This is a genomic window from Paucisalibacillus algeriensis, from assembly GCF_000577245.1.
GTDB lineage: Bacteria > Bacillota > Bacilli > Bacillales > Amphibacillaceae > Ornithinibacillus.
This window is the reverse complement of record NZ_CBYO010000012.1, coordinates 1-16400: the sequence shown is the minus strand read 5'-3', so window position 1 is coordinate 16400 and position 16400 is coordinate 1. Positions and strand designations below refer to the sequence as shown.

Below are 16400 nucleotides of genomic sequence, written 5' to 3'. Positions count from 1 at the left end.
AAACCCGATAAGCCGGGTTTTTTTAAATAAATATTGTATCCATTGTTCATTATAGCATATTTATAGGAAATTTATTCAAAAAATAAGTTCAAGAGCTCTGAAATTCCTAAATCAATCACTCCAAAGAAAACAGCCATAAATACCACTGTGGAAATTACAACTACTGTATAGCTTGTTAATTCCTTACCTTTTGGCCAGCTAACCTTTTTCATTTCTCTAGATACATTTGATAGAAACTTAAACATGCTTGTGCCCTCCCCAAACTAAAGCCTTGAAAATGCGTAAACTATTTATAATATCTAAATTATTTTGTTTCGCGATGCAATGTATGTTGCCCACATGTCTTACAATATTTGCGCACTTCCATGCGTGTTGCTTGCGTGGAGACATTTTTACTAGTGGTATAATTTCTGCTTGAACAGATTGCACACGCTAATATAATTTTCTTCGTCATAATGTCACCCCGGAATTTAGGGTTTTTCTCATTTAAATGTAGCATGGTTGTCCAGATGTGTCAACGCTCGCTAGAGATTCACTTCGTTTGCTTCCATTAATTGTTCCAGCTTTCTTTTCACTCGCTGAAGTGCATTATCAATAGATTTTACATGTCGTTTTAACTCGGCTGATATTTCTTGATATGTTCTTCCTTCGAGATATAAGCGGAGTACTCCTCTTTCAAATTCACTTAATAATTCCGAGAGTTTTATTTCCATGTCACCAAATTTTTCTTGGTTTACCAATAATTCTTGTGGGTCAATCTCTGTTGAACCAGCAATTATATCAAGTAATGTTCGATCTGACTCCTCATCATAGATAGGCTTGTCCAATGAAACATATGAATTTAATGGGATATGCTTTTGTCTTGTGGCGGTCTTAATCGCTGTAATAATCTGTCTGGTAATACATAATTCAGCAAATGCTTTAAATGAAGTGAGCTTGTCTTCATTATAATCACGGATAGCCTTGTAAAGGCCTATCATTCCTTCTTGAATAATATCCTCTTTATCTGCTCCTATTAAAAAATAAGTTCTAGCTTTTGCCCGGACAAAGTTTTTATATTTATGTATTAAATAATCTAACGCCTGATTATCACCTTGATGTACCAGTTCTAATATATCGTCATCATCAAGCGTGAGTAATTTGTCGTTGTCTTTGATTAATTGCTTGATGTTCATCCGGAAGCCCCCTTGACGCGGTGTCAATTTTTACAACCAATTATACCGTAAGCGTTTCAATAACTCAATAGCTTTAATTTTCTAACGTTTTTGAAAATAGATAAGTGAACTTTTCTGTCACTCAGAGAAAAAAGTCTAGAATGTTTTTTACAAATGCCGTTTTCTAGAACATTGTTGTTTTTTAGGTTAGTATAGCCTAACAAATAGTAGATAGATATTGTGCGGTAACCTTTTAAATATTTGCGAAGCTAGGATCCGGCAGAATACTCCGCTTTCCGCGGGCGGCTGGTGAGCCTCCCGCAGGAGTCTCTGTATTCTGCCTACGCTAGTAATCGTTTCTAGATAATGATTGTTAATGTATTATTTAGTGGAGTAAACTGTTTACCCAATGCTAGCGCAGGAAATAGCCCTTAAAAAAAGAGAATCGGGGAGTTGTGTTACTTATATATCCCCTCTTCTCCATTTTTCAAACTTCTCCAATATGTCATCTGGTAATGGTATTTTTGATTTCGGTTTTGCTTTTTCGTGTTGTGCTACATTTAGTGTGATTTCATGTTCAAGGTCGTCTATTTCGATGGCCAGTTCTCTTGCCGATTTCCGAAGTGCGCCTTGTCCAAATGTAACCCTTTGTTCGGTGTAGTCGGAGGTAGCAACATAAACTTGTGTTTTGACGTTTTTAAGTTTCTTTACTAAACGTTCAATACACTCGTCCGCTGTTTCCTTCTCCTTTGTAAAGATGATTTCAACCTTATATTGTTTCAGCTTGTTTTCCATACCACGAACATAATATGCATCAAATACTATGATTACTCGAATTCCTGAATACGCCTGATATTCAGCCATTAATTCAATAAGACGATCACGGGCTTGCCCCATATCCTTCTGTTTCAAACGCTTCAGCTCGTCCCAATCACCAATAATGTTATAGCCGTCAACTATCAATACAACCATAACTAAACACCCGCTGGGAATCTTTTTCGAAAGACCTCATATAACAGTAAACTACAGGCAACAGAAGCATTAAGAGAAGAAACCTCACCTTTCATCGGAAGGCTTACAGTCCAATCACATTTTTGGCGTACCAGTCTACTCATTCCTTTTCCTTCATTACCGATTACTATTGCAATTGGAAGTGTGCCTTCAAGCTTTCTATAATCTTCTGTTGCTTCCGCTTCTGTCCCAACAACCCATACATGTTTACTCTTTAGTTCATCAATGGTACTTGCGATATTGGTCACGCGTACAACAGGTATATGTTCAAGTGCTCCCGCTGCTGTTTTGGCAACCGTTGCGGTTAACCCTACTGAGCGTCGTTTCGGAATAATAACACCATGTGCACCAGTGGCATCAGCCGTCCGTAAAATAGAACCCAAATTATGAGGATCCTCTAGCTCATCCAAGATTATAAAGAACGGCTCTTCATTTCGTTCCCTAGCTCTTGAAAATAAATCATCTATTGAAGCATATTGGTAAGAAGCAACATAAGCTATTACACCTTGGTGGTTCTCATCAGTCAAATGATCAAGCTTAGTCCTAGGAACCTTCTGTACAATCGTCCCAGCTGATTTGCCAAGTTGGACGATTTTCCCTTGGGAATTCGGGTTTAATTGATCAGATATTAAAACTTTATTAACCGATCGGCCTGAATTAAGTGCTTCTATAACGGGATTTTTCCCCACAATCATTTCCTGATCCATTAGCTGTTCCTCCCTTCTAGATATTGAATGGCTAATTGCAATAACTCTTGTAGTCGGCTCTCATTTTTGGATAAATAGTGAAAGCCTATTAAAGCTTCAAATGCTGTTGAATAACGATAGGTTTGTACACTAGTATGCTTAGGGACTGAACCCGACTTAGCATTTCGACCTCTCGCTACAATACTTTCTTCTTCAGCAGAGAGTATCCCCTGCTCCAACCATCCTCTTAATACAGCATTCTGAGCTTTAGCAGATACAAATGTAATTGCTTCCTGATGTAGCTGGTTCGGTTTGACAGTCCCTTTTTCTAATAAATGTTTCCGTACGTACACCTCATAAACTGCGTCACCCATATAGGCGAGGGCCAGGCTTTTCATTTGTTTGATATCGGATTCCATACCTTAGCCTCTCTTCCAACGTACCCCTTGTGGTGTATCCTCTAATATTATATTTTTCTCTTTTAACAAGTCACGAATCTCATCCGCACGAGCAAAATTCCGTGATTTTCTAGCTTCATTTCTTTCTTCAATTAACTTCTCTATCTCTTCGTCTAATAGCGATTCCTCATTTTGGATCGTTATGCCTAATACTTCTAGGAAGTCCTGTATCTTCTCTTGGAAATAATTAATAACTTTCACAGATGTGTGGTCCTGATTCAAATAAACATTTGCCTCTTTCGTTAAATCAAATAATACGGATATAGCATTTGCAGTGTTGAAATCATCATCCATTTCCACTTCAAAGCGGTGCTTAAATGAGTCAATCTTATCAAGCCATTCTTGTGCGTTTTTATCAAGATTTGTACTGGACTCTCTCCGATGCTCTAAGTTTTGATAAGACGTTATTATTCTTTCCAAACTATTTTTCGCAGATTCTAATAAATCATCGGAAAAATTAATTGGATTACGATAATGAACACTTAGCATAAAGAAACGAATAACATTTGGATCATGACTCTCTAATAGGTCTCTTGTTAACACAAAATTGCCAAGGGACTTCGACATTTTTTCATTATTAATATTAATATACCCATTATGCATCCAATAGTTAGCAAAGGTCTTACCATTATTCGCTTCTGATTGGGCAATCTCATTTTCATGATGAGGGAAAGTTAAATCCTGTCCACCTGCATGTATATCGATTGTTTCACCTAGATATTTCTTTGCCATTGCCGAACATTCTATATGCCAACCTGGACGGCCCTTACCCCAAGGAGAACCCCAAGAAATTTCTCCTTCTTTTGCTCCTTTCCATAATGCAAAATCTAGTGGATCATCCTTCTTTTCCCCAATCTGAATCCTAGCCCCAGATCTTAACTCATCAATTGATTGATGGGAGAGCTTTCCATAACCTTCAAAAGCTCTGGGTTTGAAGTAGACATCACCATCAGCTTCATAGGCATAACCTTTTTCCACTAAGCTTTCAATAAATCCGATGATTTCTTGCATTGTATTTGTAACCCTCGGGTTATGAGTTGCCTGTTTCACCCCAAGTTTTGTAACATCTTCCAAATATCCATCAATATAACGGTTAGATACCGCAAATACATCTTCGCCTATTTCATTAGCTCGCTTAATAATCTTGTCATCAACATCGGTAAAGTTTAGAACATAATCAACATGGTATCCTTTGTACTCTAAATACCTTCTAACTGTGTCAAAAACTATTGCAGGACGGGCATTTCCAATATGAATATAGTTATAAACCGTTGGGCCACATACATACATACGAACTTTTCCATCTTCAATTGGTTTAAATTCTTGTTTATCTCGTAATAACGTATTATAAATTGTAATTGCCATTTCTATTTCCCTTCCTTCAATTTCGTAATTTCCTCTTTTAACATATCGATTTCCTTTTGCAACTCTGCACATCGATCCTCAACCGGGTCTGGTAATTTATTATGTTCCAAATCGCGACTTACTCTTTTCCCATCTTGAATGACTACTTTTCCTGGAATTCCAACCACAGTCGAATTATCTGGTACATCTTTTAATACAACTGAACCAGCACCTATTTTTGCATTCTCACCTATGGTGATGGATCCTAGCACTTTAGCCCCCGACGCAATTAGAGCATTATTTCTTATAGTAGGATGTCGTTTTCCTTTTTCCTTTCCTGTTCCACCTAATGTAACACCTTGAAAGACGGTTACATTATCCCCAATTTCACAGGTTTCACCAATGACAACACCCATTCCATGGTCAATAAAAAAGCGTCTCCCAATCTTGGCTCCTGGATGGATTTCTATCCCAGTAAAAAATCGACTTACCTGAGATATGGAGCGAGCAATGAAAAATAACTTGCGTTTATAAAACCAATGGGCAATACGATGAGACCATATAGAGTGTAATCCAGAATAGGTTAAAAATACTTCTAGATAGGTTCTTGCAGCTGGATCCTGTTCAAATACAACATCCATGTCTTCCTTCATCCGCTTAAAAAAACCCATTTTCCATCCCCCTAAAGTGAAATAGTAAATATAACAAAAAAGCGCCCCTGTGTATAAACACAGAGACGCTTTTAGCGCGGTTCCACTCTGTTTGAAGGCGAGTTAGCCTTCCAACTTATGCTCTCGTAACGGGAGAGAACCGCCGTTATGTACTGTACTTTTCCATAACGGACTCCAAGGGGCACTTCGTAGTTAGTAATTAAAATCACTTCCAGCCAAGGTGATTCTCTCTGTGTAATTCTCTAACTATTACTTTCCCTTTTCAACGCTCTTTATTAATGTATTATTACTATATTATAGTTTGGGTGAAATGTGAATTGGATTGCTCAATTTTCACTTAATATCTTGCAAAATTTCCTAACGATGTCCGCAACCAGAATATGCTTTCTACTTACGGAAAAATAAAAACATTAAATTAAAATCTTATGCTCCCAATTCTTTTAATAAATTATCTAATCGTTCTACGATTGTTTCTTTACCTAATAGCTCAATTGCTAGTGGTAGTTCTGGGCCGTGGGTTTGTCCGGTTGTTGCTACGCGGATTGGCATGAATAGTTTTTTACCGCGGTGTCCTGTTTCTTTTTGTGTGGCTTTTATTTGGTCTTTAATTGTATCTTTGTTGAACTCATCTAAGTGTATTAGTTTGTCAGTAAATACTTGAAGTACTTCAGGAACTTGCTCTTCTGCCAGAACTTCTTTAGCCGCTTCGTCAAGTTCTACTGTTTTATTAAAGAACATGTCGGTTAGCTCTACAATCTCCTGACCAAAACGCAATTGTTCTCGGTACAACCCTATAACCTTTTCAGCCCATTCCCGAGTTTCTTCATCCATGTCTTCAGAAAGCCTTCCAGCTTCAACTAGATGTGGCATAGCAAGATCTATTACCTTGTCTAGTTCAGATGCTTTAATGTATTCGTTGTTCATCCATTTTAATTTTTGCACATCAAAAATTGCTGGTGATGTTGACAATCTTTCCGGATCAAAGATTTCGATAAGCTTACTCTTAGTAAAGATTTCTTCTTCACCAACTGGCGACCAACCGAGTAGAGTAATAAAGTTAAACATTGCTTCCGGTAAATACCCAAGATTTTTGTATTGTTCAATAAACTGAATAATATGGGAGTCACGTTTACTTAATTTCTTACGGTCTTCATTTAATATTAACGTCATGTGGCCAAATGTTGGTGAATCCCAGCCAAAGGCTTGATATATCATAAGCTGCTTCGGTGTATTTGAAATATGTTCTTCACCACGGAAAACATGGGTAATATTCATTAAATGATCATCAATAGCAACAGCAAAATTATACGTAGGAACTCCATTTTGCTTTACCATAACCCAGTCACCGAAATCACTAGATTCAAATTTAATCTCATCACGAACGATATCGTTAAATGTATAGGTTACATTATCAGGAACTCGGAAACGGATACTAGCTTTACGACCTTCCGCTTCATAAGCTGCCATTTGTTCAGGAGTTAGATCACGGTGTTTACCTGAATACTTCGGTGGTTGTCCGTTCGCAATTTGTTCCTCGCGCTCTGCTTCCAGCTCTTCTTCTGACATATAACATCTATAAGCTAATCCTCTTTCAATTAACTCATTAACATATTTATTATAAATATCTAAGCGTTCCATTTGTCGATACGGACCGTAGTTTCCACCAACGTCTGCGCCTTCGTCCCACTCAATACCTAACCATTTAAGGTATTTTAGTTGGCTTTCTTCGCCGCCTTCTACGTTACGTTTTTCGTCTGTATCTTCTATTCGAATAATGAATTTTCCGTCGAAGTGTTTTGCGTATAAATAGTTGAATAGTGCTGTTCGTGCATTTCCTATATGTAAATGGCCTGTTGGGCTTGGTGCATAGCGCACGCGAACTTCTTTTGTCATGTTTGGTCTCTTCCTTCTTTATTGGTTTAATTATGTTTTGAATAAATAAGATTTATATTTCTCATTAGGCTGCTTGGGCTAGAATGTATATGGTACCCGCGGTCCGAATACACTTCGCTTTCCGCGGGCGGCTGGTGAGCCTCCTCGTGCTATCGCACTGCGGGGTCTCTCACCTATGCCTATCCTCCCGCAGGATTCTTCGTGTATTCGGACCGCTCAGTGCTTCACATTTAGTTTCCGTACATACATAATCAAAATCATTTAAATAAAGACAAAGCCTAAGAAAATATTATTCCTTTTCCATTATAACAAAAAGTGATAACACTGGATGTTATCACTTTTATTTATTGTTATTCTCAATATAAGTTATACCTTTTTTATAGGGCTTTTTCAAGTAATTTTGGTTTTGCGAAGATCATGCGGCCGGCAGATGTTTGTAAAACACTAGTTATAAGTACTTCAATCGTTTTTCCAATATAATTTCTGCCTTCTTCAACTACAATCATTGTCCCGTCGTCTAAATAAGCAATTCCTTGATTTTGTTCTTTACCATCTTTTATAACTTGAACCATCAGTTCTTCACCTGGTAACACAACAGGTTTCACAGCATTTGCCAGGTCATTAATATTTAGTACGTGTACACCTTGTAGGTCACAAACCTTGTTGAGATTAAAGTCATTTGTAACGACAATACCATCGATTACCTTAGCAAGCTTTATTAATTTACTATCAACCTCATGTATTTCCTCGAAGTCGCCTTCATAGATTTCTACTTTTATAGGTAGGTCTTTTTGAATACGATTTAAAACATCCAACCCTCGTCTTCCACGGTTACGCTTTAATACATCGGATGAATCCGCAATATGCTGTAATTCACCTAGAACAAATTGTGGAATGACGATTGTTCCTTCTAAGAAGTTTGTTTGGCATATATCTGCAATACGTCCATCAATAATAACACTAGTATCTAGTATCTTTGGACGGGGATTAATATCAGAACTATCGTTATCAGAAGAAACCTTCTTTTTTTCCTTACGATTAATACTAATTAGATTCAATAATTCGTCACGTCTTCTAAATCCAACCTGGAATCCAAAATACCCCAATAGAATTGTTATGAATAGTGGGATTACATTGGACACAAACTCAATTTGAATTTCTTGGATTGGTAGATTAATTAAAAACGCTGTTACCAAACCAATTATTAAGCCAAGGCTTCCCAAGAGTAGATCACCAATTGGTATTTTTACTAAGCCTTCTTCTATCCACCTTAAAAAATCTACAATATAATCAGCAATCCAATAGGAAATAACAAATAATATAATAGCACCTAATGCTGCTCCTAAAAATGGTGATTCAACCCATGTCAAATCGGTAAAATCTAATAGCCTAATAATATACGGTATATATAAATACCCAATGGTAGCTCCTGAAACGATAAAAAATAAATGTACAATCTTTTTCAGCACCACTGTCACCTCCTAACCACTATTATTGCCTATTAACCTAAAAAAATAACCATTATTTTGAAATTAGAGTGGTACTTCACCATCATAGCATAGCTTTAACAAACAATCAAATTGGCAAAACATTAAATTTTATCACAGTGCAATATGGAAGTCAACGGAATTTCGACAAAATTCTAGTATTTTTTTAAACTATCATCTCGGAATCCCAATATTTAATGCTTCCTGAATTGTTTTAACTCCAATTACCTCAATGTTTTTTGGAAAAGTCCATCCATCAAGATTATTTTGTGGACAAATCACACGTTTAAATCCTAGTTTTGCTGCCTCTTGTACCCGCTGCTCAATTCGGGATACCCGTCTAATTTCACCGGTTAATCCAACTTCTCCAATAAAAATATCATCTGGTTTTGTCGGATTATCTCGAAAGCTTGAAGCAATACTTATTGCCGTTGCTAAGTCTATAGCTGGCTCGTCCAGTTTCACTCCTCCTGCAACCTTAATATAAGCATCTTGGTTTTGCAGCATTAGCCCTACCCGTTTTTCCAATACAGCCATTAATAAGGATACTCTATTATGATCAATTCCAGTTGCCATTCTCCTTGGATTACCAAAGCTAGAAGGCGATATAAGAGCTTGAATTTCTACTAGTATAGGCCTTGTTCCTTCCATAGATGCAACTACAGTAGAGCCGGCAGACCCCTGTGATCTTTCTTCCAGAAATATTTCAGAAGGATTTAATACTTCCCGTAATCCTTCTTCCTTCATTTCAAAAATACCCATTTCATTCGTACTTCCAAACCTGTTTTTAACTCCACGTAATATACGATAAGTATGGTGTCTTTCCCCTTCAAAATAAAGGACCGTATCCACCATATGTTCAAGTAACCTTGGACCAGCAATTGCACCTTCTTTGGTAACATGTCCAACAATAAGAATTGGAATACCACTAGTTTTGGCAATTCGCATCAGCTCACTTGTACATTCACGAACCTGTGAAACACTACCTGGAGCACTTGTTACCTCTTCACGATAGATCGTTTGGATGGAGTCTATGATAACAAGTGAAGGTTTTAACTGTTCAATATGATTTGTAATACTAAGTAGATTTGTTTCCGCCAGTACATACAGTGAATCGGAACTAACTCCTAATCGTTCTGCACGAAGCTTGGTTTGTCTAGTTGATTCTTCACCGGAAATATATAAAACTGGCAGTTGTTTTTTTGCAAGCTGTTGAGAGACCTGTAATAATAACGTAGACTTACCAATACCCGGGTCTCCCCCTATTAAAACAAGTGAACCTGGAACAATACCTCCACCTAATACACGATTTAATTCTTTCAAATCCGTTGAAATACGTGGTTCCTGTTTTGATACGATGGATGTTATCTTTTCTGGCTTACTTCCTGCAGTAGTTATACCACTAAATGTATGTCTTGTTTGTTTACCAGTGATGGAGGTTTCTTCTACAAAACTATTCCAATTGTTACAGCCCGGACATTTCCCCATCCACTTTGCGGATTCATATCCACATTCTTGACAAACAAACTTGGTCTTTATCTTTGCCAACCCTATTCAGTCCCTTCGGATATCTCTATTATATACGTTTAATATTCCTCTATGGTTACAGGAATCTATCAATTTAAGTCAAAATTCCTAAAGTCTGCCACATATTATACAAACAAACTTCATATTCGCATCGTATCACATTCTTCGGCTAAAGAAAAAAACTAGAAGGGAGAATTCCTTCTAGTTTTTATATTAGATTTTATCGGTTTTCATTAAGACAAAATGATAAAATCTCCTTTGTTATTAAGACCTATTTTCACCTTTTGCCCAATTTTTATGGTACCTTTCAATAACTCTTCCGATAAAAGATCCTCGATGTTTTTTTGGATTGATCTACGTAATGGTCTAGCACCATACTCCGGATCAAACCCCTCATTAGCGATTTTTTCAACTGCTTTATCTGTAAGTGTAAAGTCAATATCTTGTTCCACTAAGCGCTTTTGAACGTCTTTTATCATTAACGTGACGATACTCTTCATGTGCTTTTTCTCTAGAGAGTGGAATACAATCGTTTCATCAATTCTATTTAGAAACTCTGGACGGAAGGCTTTCTTTAATTCATCGAGAACTTTCGATTTCATATTAGCATAGTCTTTTCCATTCTCTTCTAAATTAAATCCGACAAACTTATTACGTTTTAATTCACTTGCACCTACATTTGATGTCATAATTAACACAGTATTACGGAAGTCTACTACGCGTCCCTTTGAATCTGTTAAACGTCCATCTTCAAGCACCTGGAGCAAGATATTAAATACTTCCGGATGGGCTTTTTCTATTTCATCTAACAGTACAACAGAATAAGGTTTTCTACGTACCTTTTCTGTTAGTTGACCCCCTTCTTCATATCCTACATATCCTGGAGGAGAGCCAACCAGACGAGAAGTTGAGTGCTTCTCCATATATTCAGACATATCAATTCGGATCATAGCATTTTCATCTGCAAACATTGCTTCTGCAAGGGCACGTGCTAATTCTGTTTTTCCGACTCCTGTTGGTCCTAGGAAGATAAAGGAACCTATTGGGCGTTTTGGATCTTTAAGGCCTGCTCTAGCCCTTCTAATAGCCTTAGAAATAGCTTTAACAGCTTCCTCCTGGCCAATAACTCGACCGTGTAGTAACTCTTCTAGATTAAGTAGTCGCTCACTCTCATCTTTTGTTAATTTGGATACAGGTACACCCGTCCAGATGGAAACAATACTTGCTATATCTTCTACAGTTACTTGGGAATCTTCTTGACCTTGCTTTTCTTTCCATTCATTTTTCGTCGTTTCTAACTCTTCACGAAGTCGCTGCTCTGAATCTCTTAAAGATGCTGCTTTTTCAAATTCTTGACTCTGTACTGCTGCATCTTTTTCTTTACGTACTTCTTCTAACTTCTGTTCTAAGTCTTTTAAATTTGGTGGTACAGTGTATGAACGAAGTCTTACTTTTGAACCAGCTTCATCAATTAAATCAATTGCCTTATCCGGTAAAAAGCGATCTGTAATATAACGATCCGATAAACTCGCAGCCGCTTCAATCGCCTCATCTGTTATCGTTACACGATGATGTGCTTCATAGCGATCTCTCAGTCCTTTTAATATCTGAATGGTTTCTTCAAAAGTTGGTTCATCTACTTGAATAGGTTGGAATCTTCTTTCTAGGGCCGCGTCCTTTTCAATATATTTACGGTACTCTTCTAAAGTAGTAGCACCAATACATTGTAGTTCACCACGTGCTAGAGATGGTTTTAAAATATTGGATGCATCAATAGCACCCTCTGCACCACCAGCACCTATTAAGGTGTGTAATTCATCAATAAACAGAATTATATTGCCAGCTTGACGAATTTCCTCCATTACCTTTTTTAGACGATCCTCAAATTCACCACGATATTTTGTACCAGCAACAACCGTTCCCATATCAAGGGTCATTACTCGTTTGTCACGTAATGTCTCCGGCACTTCATTATTCACAATTTGTTGTGCAAGTCCTTCCGCTACAGCAGTTTTACCCACACCTGGTTCTCCAATTAATACAGGATTGTTTTTCGTACGACGGCTCAATATTTGAATGACACGTTCAATTTCTTTACTTCTCCCTATAACCGGGTCAATATTTCCTTCCTTTGCGCTAGCAGTTAAATCACGCGCAAGTGAATCTAGTGTCGGTGTATTGGCGCTCGTTGCCTGTCCACGGCCTTGTCTACCTGCCTGTGACTCATTACTACCTAATAATTGAAGCACTTGTTGTCTGGCTTTATTTAAGCTCACACCTAAGTTATTTAAAACTCGAGCAGCAACACCTTCACCCTCTCGAATTAATCCAAGTAATATATGTTCAGTCCCAACATAGGAATGACCCAATTTACGTGCTTCATCTTGTGAAAGTTCAACCACTTTCTTTGCTCTTGGTGTATAATGTATGGTTTGCATTGGTTGCTTACCAGTTCCAATAAGCTTTTCCACTTCCTCTTGAATCTTAGAAACTTCCAGTCCCAATGATTCAAGAGCTTTTGCAGCTATTCCTTCCCCTTCACGCACGAGTCCCAGTAAAATATGTTCCGTGCCAATGTTATTATGACCAAGACGTACGGCTTCTTCTTGTGATAGCGCTAGTACTTTTTGAGCTCTTTCAGTAAAACGTCCAAACATCATATAAGATTTCCTCCTACCTATTCCTCAAATTGTAATCGTTCTCGAATTAAAGACGCTCTAAGTATATCTCTCTCCGCCATAGTTAACGTCTTCTTTGCGTAGTGCTGTAAAAATCCGGGTTGGGTTAAAACCATCAGTTCATTAAGTATATTACGAGAAACATTTTTAATGATTCCTAAATCGATTCCTAATCGAACATTCGATAAACATCTAGCAGCTTCCTTGGATTCAATAATTCTACTATATTCCAATACTCCTAATGACCGAAAAATACGATTTTCTAATTCCATTCCAGATTGTTCAAGAATTCTTGTTCTAGCCTTACGTTCATGCTCTATTAGTTGTTGAACAACACTCTCTAAGTCTTCTATTATATGCTCCTCTGCTTTTCCAAGGGTGATTTGATTTGAAATTTGAAAAATGTTTCCTAATGCTTCACTGCCTTCACCATAAATCCCTCTAACTACAAGTCCCAATTGATTAATTGCTGGCATCATTCTATTAATTTGCTTTGTCATGGCAAGGGCTGGTAAGTGCATCATAACTGAGGCTCTCATACCCGTACCAACATTTGTAGGACAACTTGTTAAGAATCCACGTTTCTCATCAAAAGCATAATTAACCTTTTCTTCAATCCAATCATCAAATTCTAGTGCTTTATTTAGAGCTTTGGTTAATTGTAATCCTGGAAAATAGATTTGTATGCGGATATGATCTTCCTCATTAATCATGACGGATACTTGCTCGTTGTTTGAGATTAAAGTAGCTGCTGCCCCCTCTTTTTTTGCAAGTAAAGGACTAATTAAGTGCTTTTCTACTAATACACTTTTTTCAATTGCTGTTAAATCACGTATGGAGATAAACTCAAAGTTCTGATACTCTTCAAATGAGCGATGTTCATAATGCTTTTTAAAGAACTCCCTAATCTCTTCTAATTCCTTTTGATCTGCAATGATAGGAAATGGCACATCAGCAAAGTTTCTTGCTAAACGAATGCGACTACTTAAAACAATGTCATGATTTGGACCCTGTTCTCGCATCCAAGGACTAATCGCCTCATTCATAAAGTGTTGAAGTGTCACCTGCTATCACCTGCTTCTTTTTGATTTATTTTTGCATCTAATTCCTTGATTTTATCCCTAATAACAGCAGCTTGTTCAAATTCCTCATTCATAATTAACTCCTGTAATTCAGCTTTATACGTAACAACTTGCTTCTTTAGATGTAAACTGCCACCTTTTCGTTTCGGAATTTTCCCTCGATGCTCCGTGTTTCCACTATGAACTCGTCGGAATATAGGATTTAGACTTCCAGAAAAAGTATGGTAGCATTCCCCACAACCAAACTTACCAATCTGTTTAAACTCTGAAAAAGTTAATCCGCATTTTGGACATTGATGTTCTTTTTCTTTTTGTATATGAGTTCCTGGTGTGCTCACATGAGTTGTGTCAAAATTAAATAAACCTGTTAGTAAATTATGAAGAGAATACCCCTCTTCTGGATAGGTCATGTAACCTTTTTCTTTCGCACAAACTTCGCAAATTTGAACTTCAGTTTTATGGCCATTAATTACTTGTGTATAATGTAGGGTGGCTGGCCGTTCTTGACATTCATGACACTCCATTGTTTTTCCCCCTTACTGTTAACCTAAAACTAATATGTTGATTATAAATATTTTAATGTCGACAACATAGCAGTTAAAATACGTGCTCTAATTTCATCTCTTAAAGGCAGTTTAAAAGCTAACGTTTCCCTGCCGATTCCATTAGCCATTATCTTTGCTTCTCTTGTCGTAATAATTTCTTCCTCCACAAGTCGCTCTAATACATCATAGGCAGCTTGTTGAGTAACAGTAGGATTTATTAACTTAATAATTTCGTCTATCATGTCTGATTTATCTCGATGCCTTATTCTTATGATACGAATGTAGCCTCCACCACCACGCTTACTTTCAACGATATAGCCTTTCTCAATGGTAAAGCGAGTATTAATTACATAGTTTATCTGAGATGGAACACATTGGAACCTATCTGCAATTTCACTTCGCTTTATTTCAATGGCATCTTGACCTTTTGCCTGTAATACCTTTTTTAAATATTGTTCAATTACATCTGAAATATTGCTCAATTGATTCCCTCCCTAAATCCAAGAGTAATCCAGCTTTCTTCCCTGACTTTGACTAACTTTGACTATATTTTTATTATACTTCAATTTTAATCAGATGCAACCATTCTCACCCTATCTATTGTTGACAAATTGGTAAAAAAACAAAACAATCTATCTGAACTTTTTTCACCTTATAAATCTAAGTTTAGAGAACTTGACTAGGAAGGTTACAAATTTCAACCAAGAAAAATCCCGTATCAATGTTCTTGATGTACGGGATTTTCATGAGGAGCCTACCTTTCAGAAACACTTTTTACTGCATCAATACTAGAAAGACTTTCAAATAATTTAATTCGATTAAATCCCTCGTTCGGTTCCACTTTAATAAAAATACTTCGGAGATCATTTTCTACTTTTAATACCTCAACCTGTCTGACCTTTAAATTACTTTCTTCAAATACGGAAACGACCTTATTAATTGCAAGATTAGGGTAGGAGACAATCTCTACAACCATTGAGCTCTTCCCTTTCGTAAATAACTTTTCGAAATTATTCAAGAAAACCAGGCTCAATAATATAATTAATGTTGTAAATAACGCAACTGCATACATACCAGCGCCAACAACTAAACCAAGGCCAGCAACTGCCCATATGGATGCTGCAGTGGTTAATCCTCTAATAGTACCACCATATACCATAATAGTACCGGCACCTAGGAAACCGATACCACTAATGACGTAGGATGGAATTCTTGCTGGATCAAAACGTACATTTTCATATTTTTCTATGTATGCTTCAAATCCATACAAGGATAGCACCATCATTAAACAAGAGCCCACCCCTACAAGGATGTGTGTACGAAATCCCGCAGAGTGGTTTTTTAATTCTCGTTCAAATCCTATTAACCCTGATAAAAATAAGGCAATAAGTACACGAACGATAATAAGTAGAAAGTTTTCATCTATTAAGTGTGAAAAGATTGAATTCATATTTATCTCCTTCTTTTATATATATTATCAGTTTAGTCTTTCAAAATGTAAATATGAGTTTTGAATTATTTTATTTAAGCCCTAGCTCATTTTTGAACTAGGGCTTTGTGCTTTTAATTTATATTTCTATAATTGTATTTAGTCTGTTTTTGGCTACATACGAGTTAGCCTAAGGAGGTTTTCTTGTGGGATTATAATTTTTTATAATAAAAAAAGCCAAGAGAATATTAAATATCTCTTGGCTTTTAATTTGCCTGGCAACGTCCTACTCTCACAGGGGCAATGCCCCAACTACCATCGGCGCTGAGAAGCTTAACTACTGTGTTCGGTATGGGAACAGGTGTGACCTTCTCGCCATCGTCACCAGACAGGCATACAGGATGTATGTCGTTCTGTGTTGTTCCCAGGACGGGA

The 16400-nt window shown here is 37.1% G+C and carries 16 protein-coding genes, 1 rRNA gene and 1 other annotated feature; all 17 genes read right to left on the bottom strand.

Annotation, left to right across the window (positions count from 1 at the left end):
• Nucleotides 1-71: 71 nt before the first annotated feature.
• Entirely contained in the window at nt 72-245 is a 174-nt protein-coding gene (gene secE / locus TY11_RS09160) for a preprotein translocase subunit SecE (protein WP_042145359.1), read from the bottom strand.
• Nucleotides 246-304: 59 nt separating this feature from the next.
• Nucleotides 305-454 carry a 50S ribosomal protein L33 gene (gene rpmG, locus TY11_RS20100; RefSeq protein ID WP_081755885.1) on the bottom strand — a complete coding sequence of 50 codons (150 nt, stop codon included), beginning with the start codon at nt 452-454 and terminating at the stop codon, nt 305-307.
• Between the two features lie 70 nt (nt 455-524).
• On the bottom strand, nt 525-1175 hold the full coding sequence (sigH, locus tag TY11_RS09155; protein ID WP_042145357.1) for an RNA polymerase sporulation sigma factor SigH: 651 nt from the start codon (nt 1173-1175) through the stop codon (nt 525-527).
• A 441-nt stretch (nt 1176-1616) separates the two neighbouring features.
• On the bottom strand, nt 1617-2126 hold the full coding sequence (locus tag TY11_RS09150; protein ID WP_042145354.1) for an NYN domain-containing protein: 510 nt from the start codon (nt 2124-2126) through the stop codon (nt 1617-1619).
• A gap of 2 nt (nt 2127-2128) precedes the next feature.
• Nucleotides 2129-2872, bottom strand: a complete 744-nt coding sequence (gene rlmB / locus TY11_RS09145; protein ID WP_042145351.1) for a 23S rRNA (guanosine(2251)-2'-O)-methyltransferase RlmB — start codon at nt 2870-2872, stop codon at nt 2129-2131.
• Nucleotides 2872-3270, bottom strand: a complete 399-nt coding sequence (locus TY11_RS09140) for a Mini-ribonuclease 3 (protein WP_042145349.1) — start codon at nt 3268-3270, stop codon at nt 2872-2874. The genes rlmB and TY11_RS09140 overlap by 1 nt, the downstream gene beginning before the upstream one ends.
• 3 nt (nt 3271-3273) lie before the next feature.
• Nucleotides 3274-4674 (bottom strand): cysteine--tRNA ligase, encoded by a 1401-nt coding sequence (cysS, locus tag TY11_RS09135; protein WP_042145347.1) that lies wholly within the window; start codon nt 4672-4674, stop codon nt 3274-3276.
• Nucleotides 4675-4676: 2 nt separating this feature from the next.
• Nucleotides 4677-5324 carry a serine O-acetyltransferase gene (cysE, locus tag TY11_RS09130; protein ID WP_042145345.1) on the bottom strand — a complete coding sequence of 216 codons (648 nt, stop codon included), beginning with the start codon at nt 5322-5324 and terminating at the stop codon, nt 4677-4679.
• Between the two features lie 58 nt (nt 5325-5382).
• Nucleotides 5383-5599: a binding site (T-box leader), on the bottom strand.
• 148 nt (nt 5600-5747) lie between these two features.
• Complete coding sequence (gene gltX, locus TY11_RS09125) at nt 5748-7217, bottom strand: glutamate--tRNA ligase (protein WP_042145343.1); 1470 nt, start codon at nt 7215-7217, stop codon at nt 5748-5750.
• Nucleotides 7218-7594: 377 nt separating this feature from the next.
• Nucleotides 7595-8686 (bottom strand): PIN/TRAM domain-containing protein, encoded by a 1092-nt coding sequence (locus tag TY11_RS09120; protein WP_042145342.1) that lies wholly within the window; start codon nt 8684-8686, stop codon nt 7595-7597.
• A gap of 192 nt (nt 8687-8878) precedes the next feature.
• Nucleotides 8879-10252 carry a DNA repair protein RadA gene (gene radA, locus TY11_RS09115; RefSeq protein ID WP_042145340.1) on the bottom strand — a complete coding sequence of 458 codons (1374 nt, stop codon included), beginning with the start codon at nt 10250-10252 and terminating at the stop codon, nt 8879-8881.
• Nucleotides 10253-10464: 212 nt separating this feature from the next.
• Nucleotides 10465-12891: an ATP-dependent protease ATP-binding subunit ClpC gene (gene clpC, locus TY11_RS09110; protein WP_042145338.1), complete on the bottom strand. Its 2427-nt coding sequence runs from the start codon at nt 12889-12891 to the stop codon at nt 10465-10467.
• A 17-nt stretch (nt 12892-12908) separates the two neighbouring features.
• A complete protein-coding gene (gene mcsB / locus TY11_RS09105) occupies nt 12909-13973 on the bottom strand; it encodes a protein-arginine kinase McsB (RefSeq protein ID WP_042145336.1) in 1065 nt (354 codons plus the stop codon).
• Nucleotides 13970-14515: a protein-arginine kinase activator protein McsA gene (mcsA, locus tag TY11_RS09100; protein WP_042145334.1), complete on the bottom strand. Its 546-nt coding sequence runs from the start codon at nt 14513-14515 to the stop codon at nt 13970-13972. Before mcsA ends, mcsB begins: the two co-directional genes overlap by 4 nt.
• A 41-nt stretch (nt 14516-14556) precedes the next feature.
• Nucleotides 14557-15018 (bottom strand): CtsR family transcriptional regulator, encoded by a 462-nt coding sequence (locus TY11_RS09095; protein ID WP_042145332.1) that lies wholly within the window; start codon nt 15016-15018, stop codon nt 14557-14559.
• Nucleotides 15019-15290: 272 nt separating this feature from the next.
• Complete coding sequence (locus TY11_RS09090) at nt 15291-15986, bottom strand: MgtC/SapB family protein (protein ID WP_042145330.1); 696 nt, start codon at nt 15984-15986, stop codon at nt 15291-15293.
• 252 nt (nt 15987-16238) lie between these two features.
• A 5S ribosomal RNA gene (rrf, locus tag TY11_RS09085) occupies nt 16239-16354 on the bottom strand.
• Nucleotides 16355-16400: the final 46 nt, after the last annotated feature.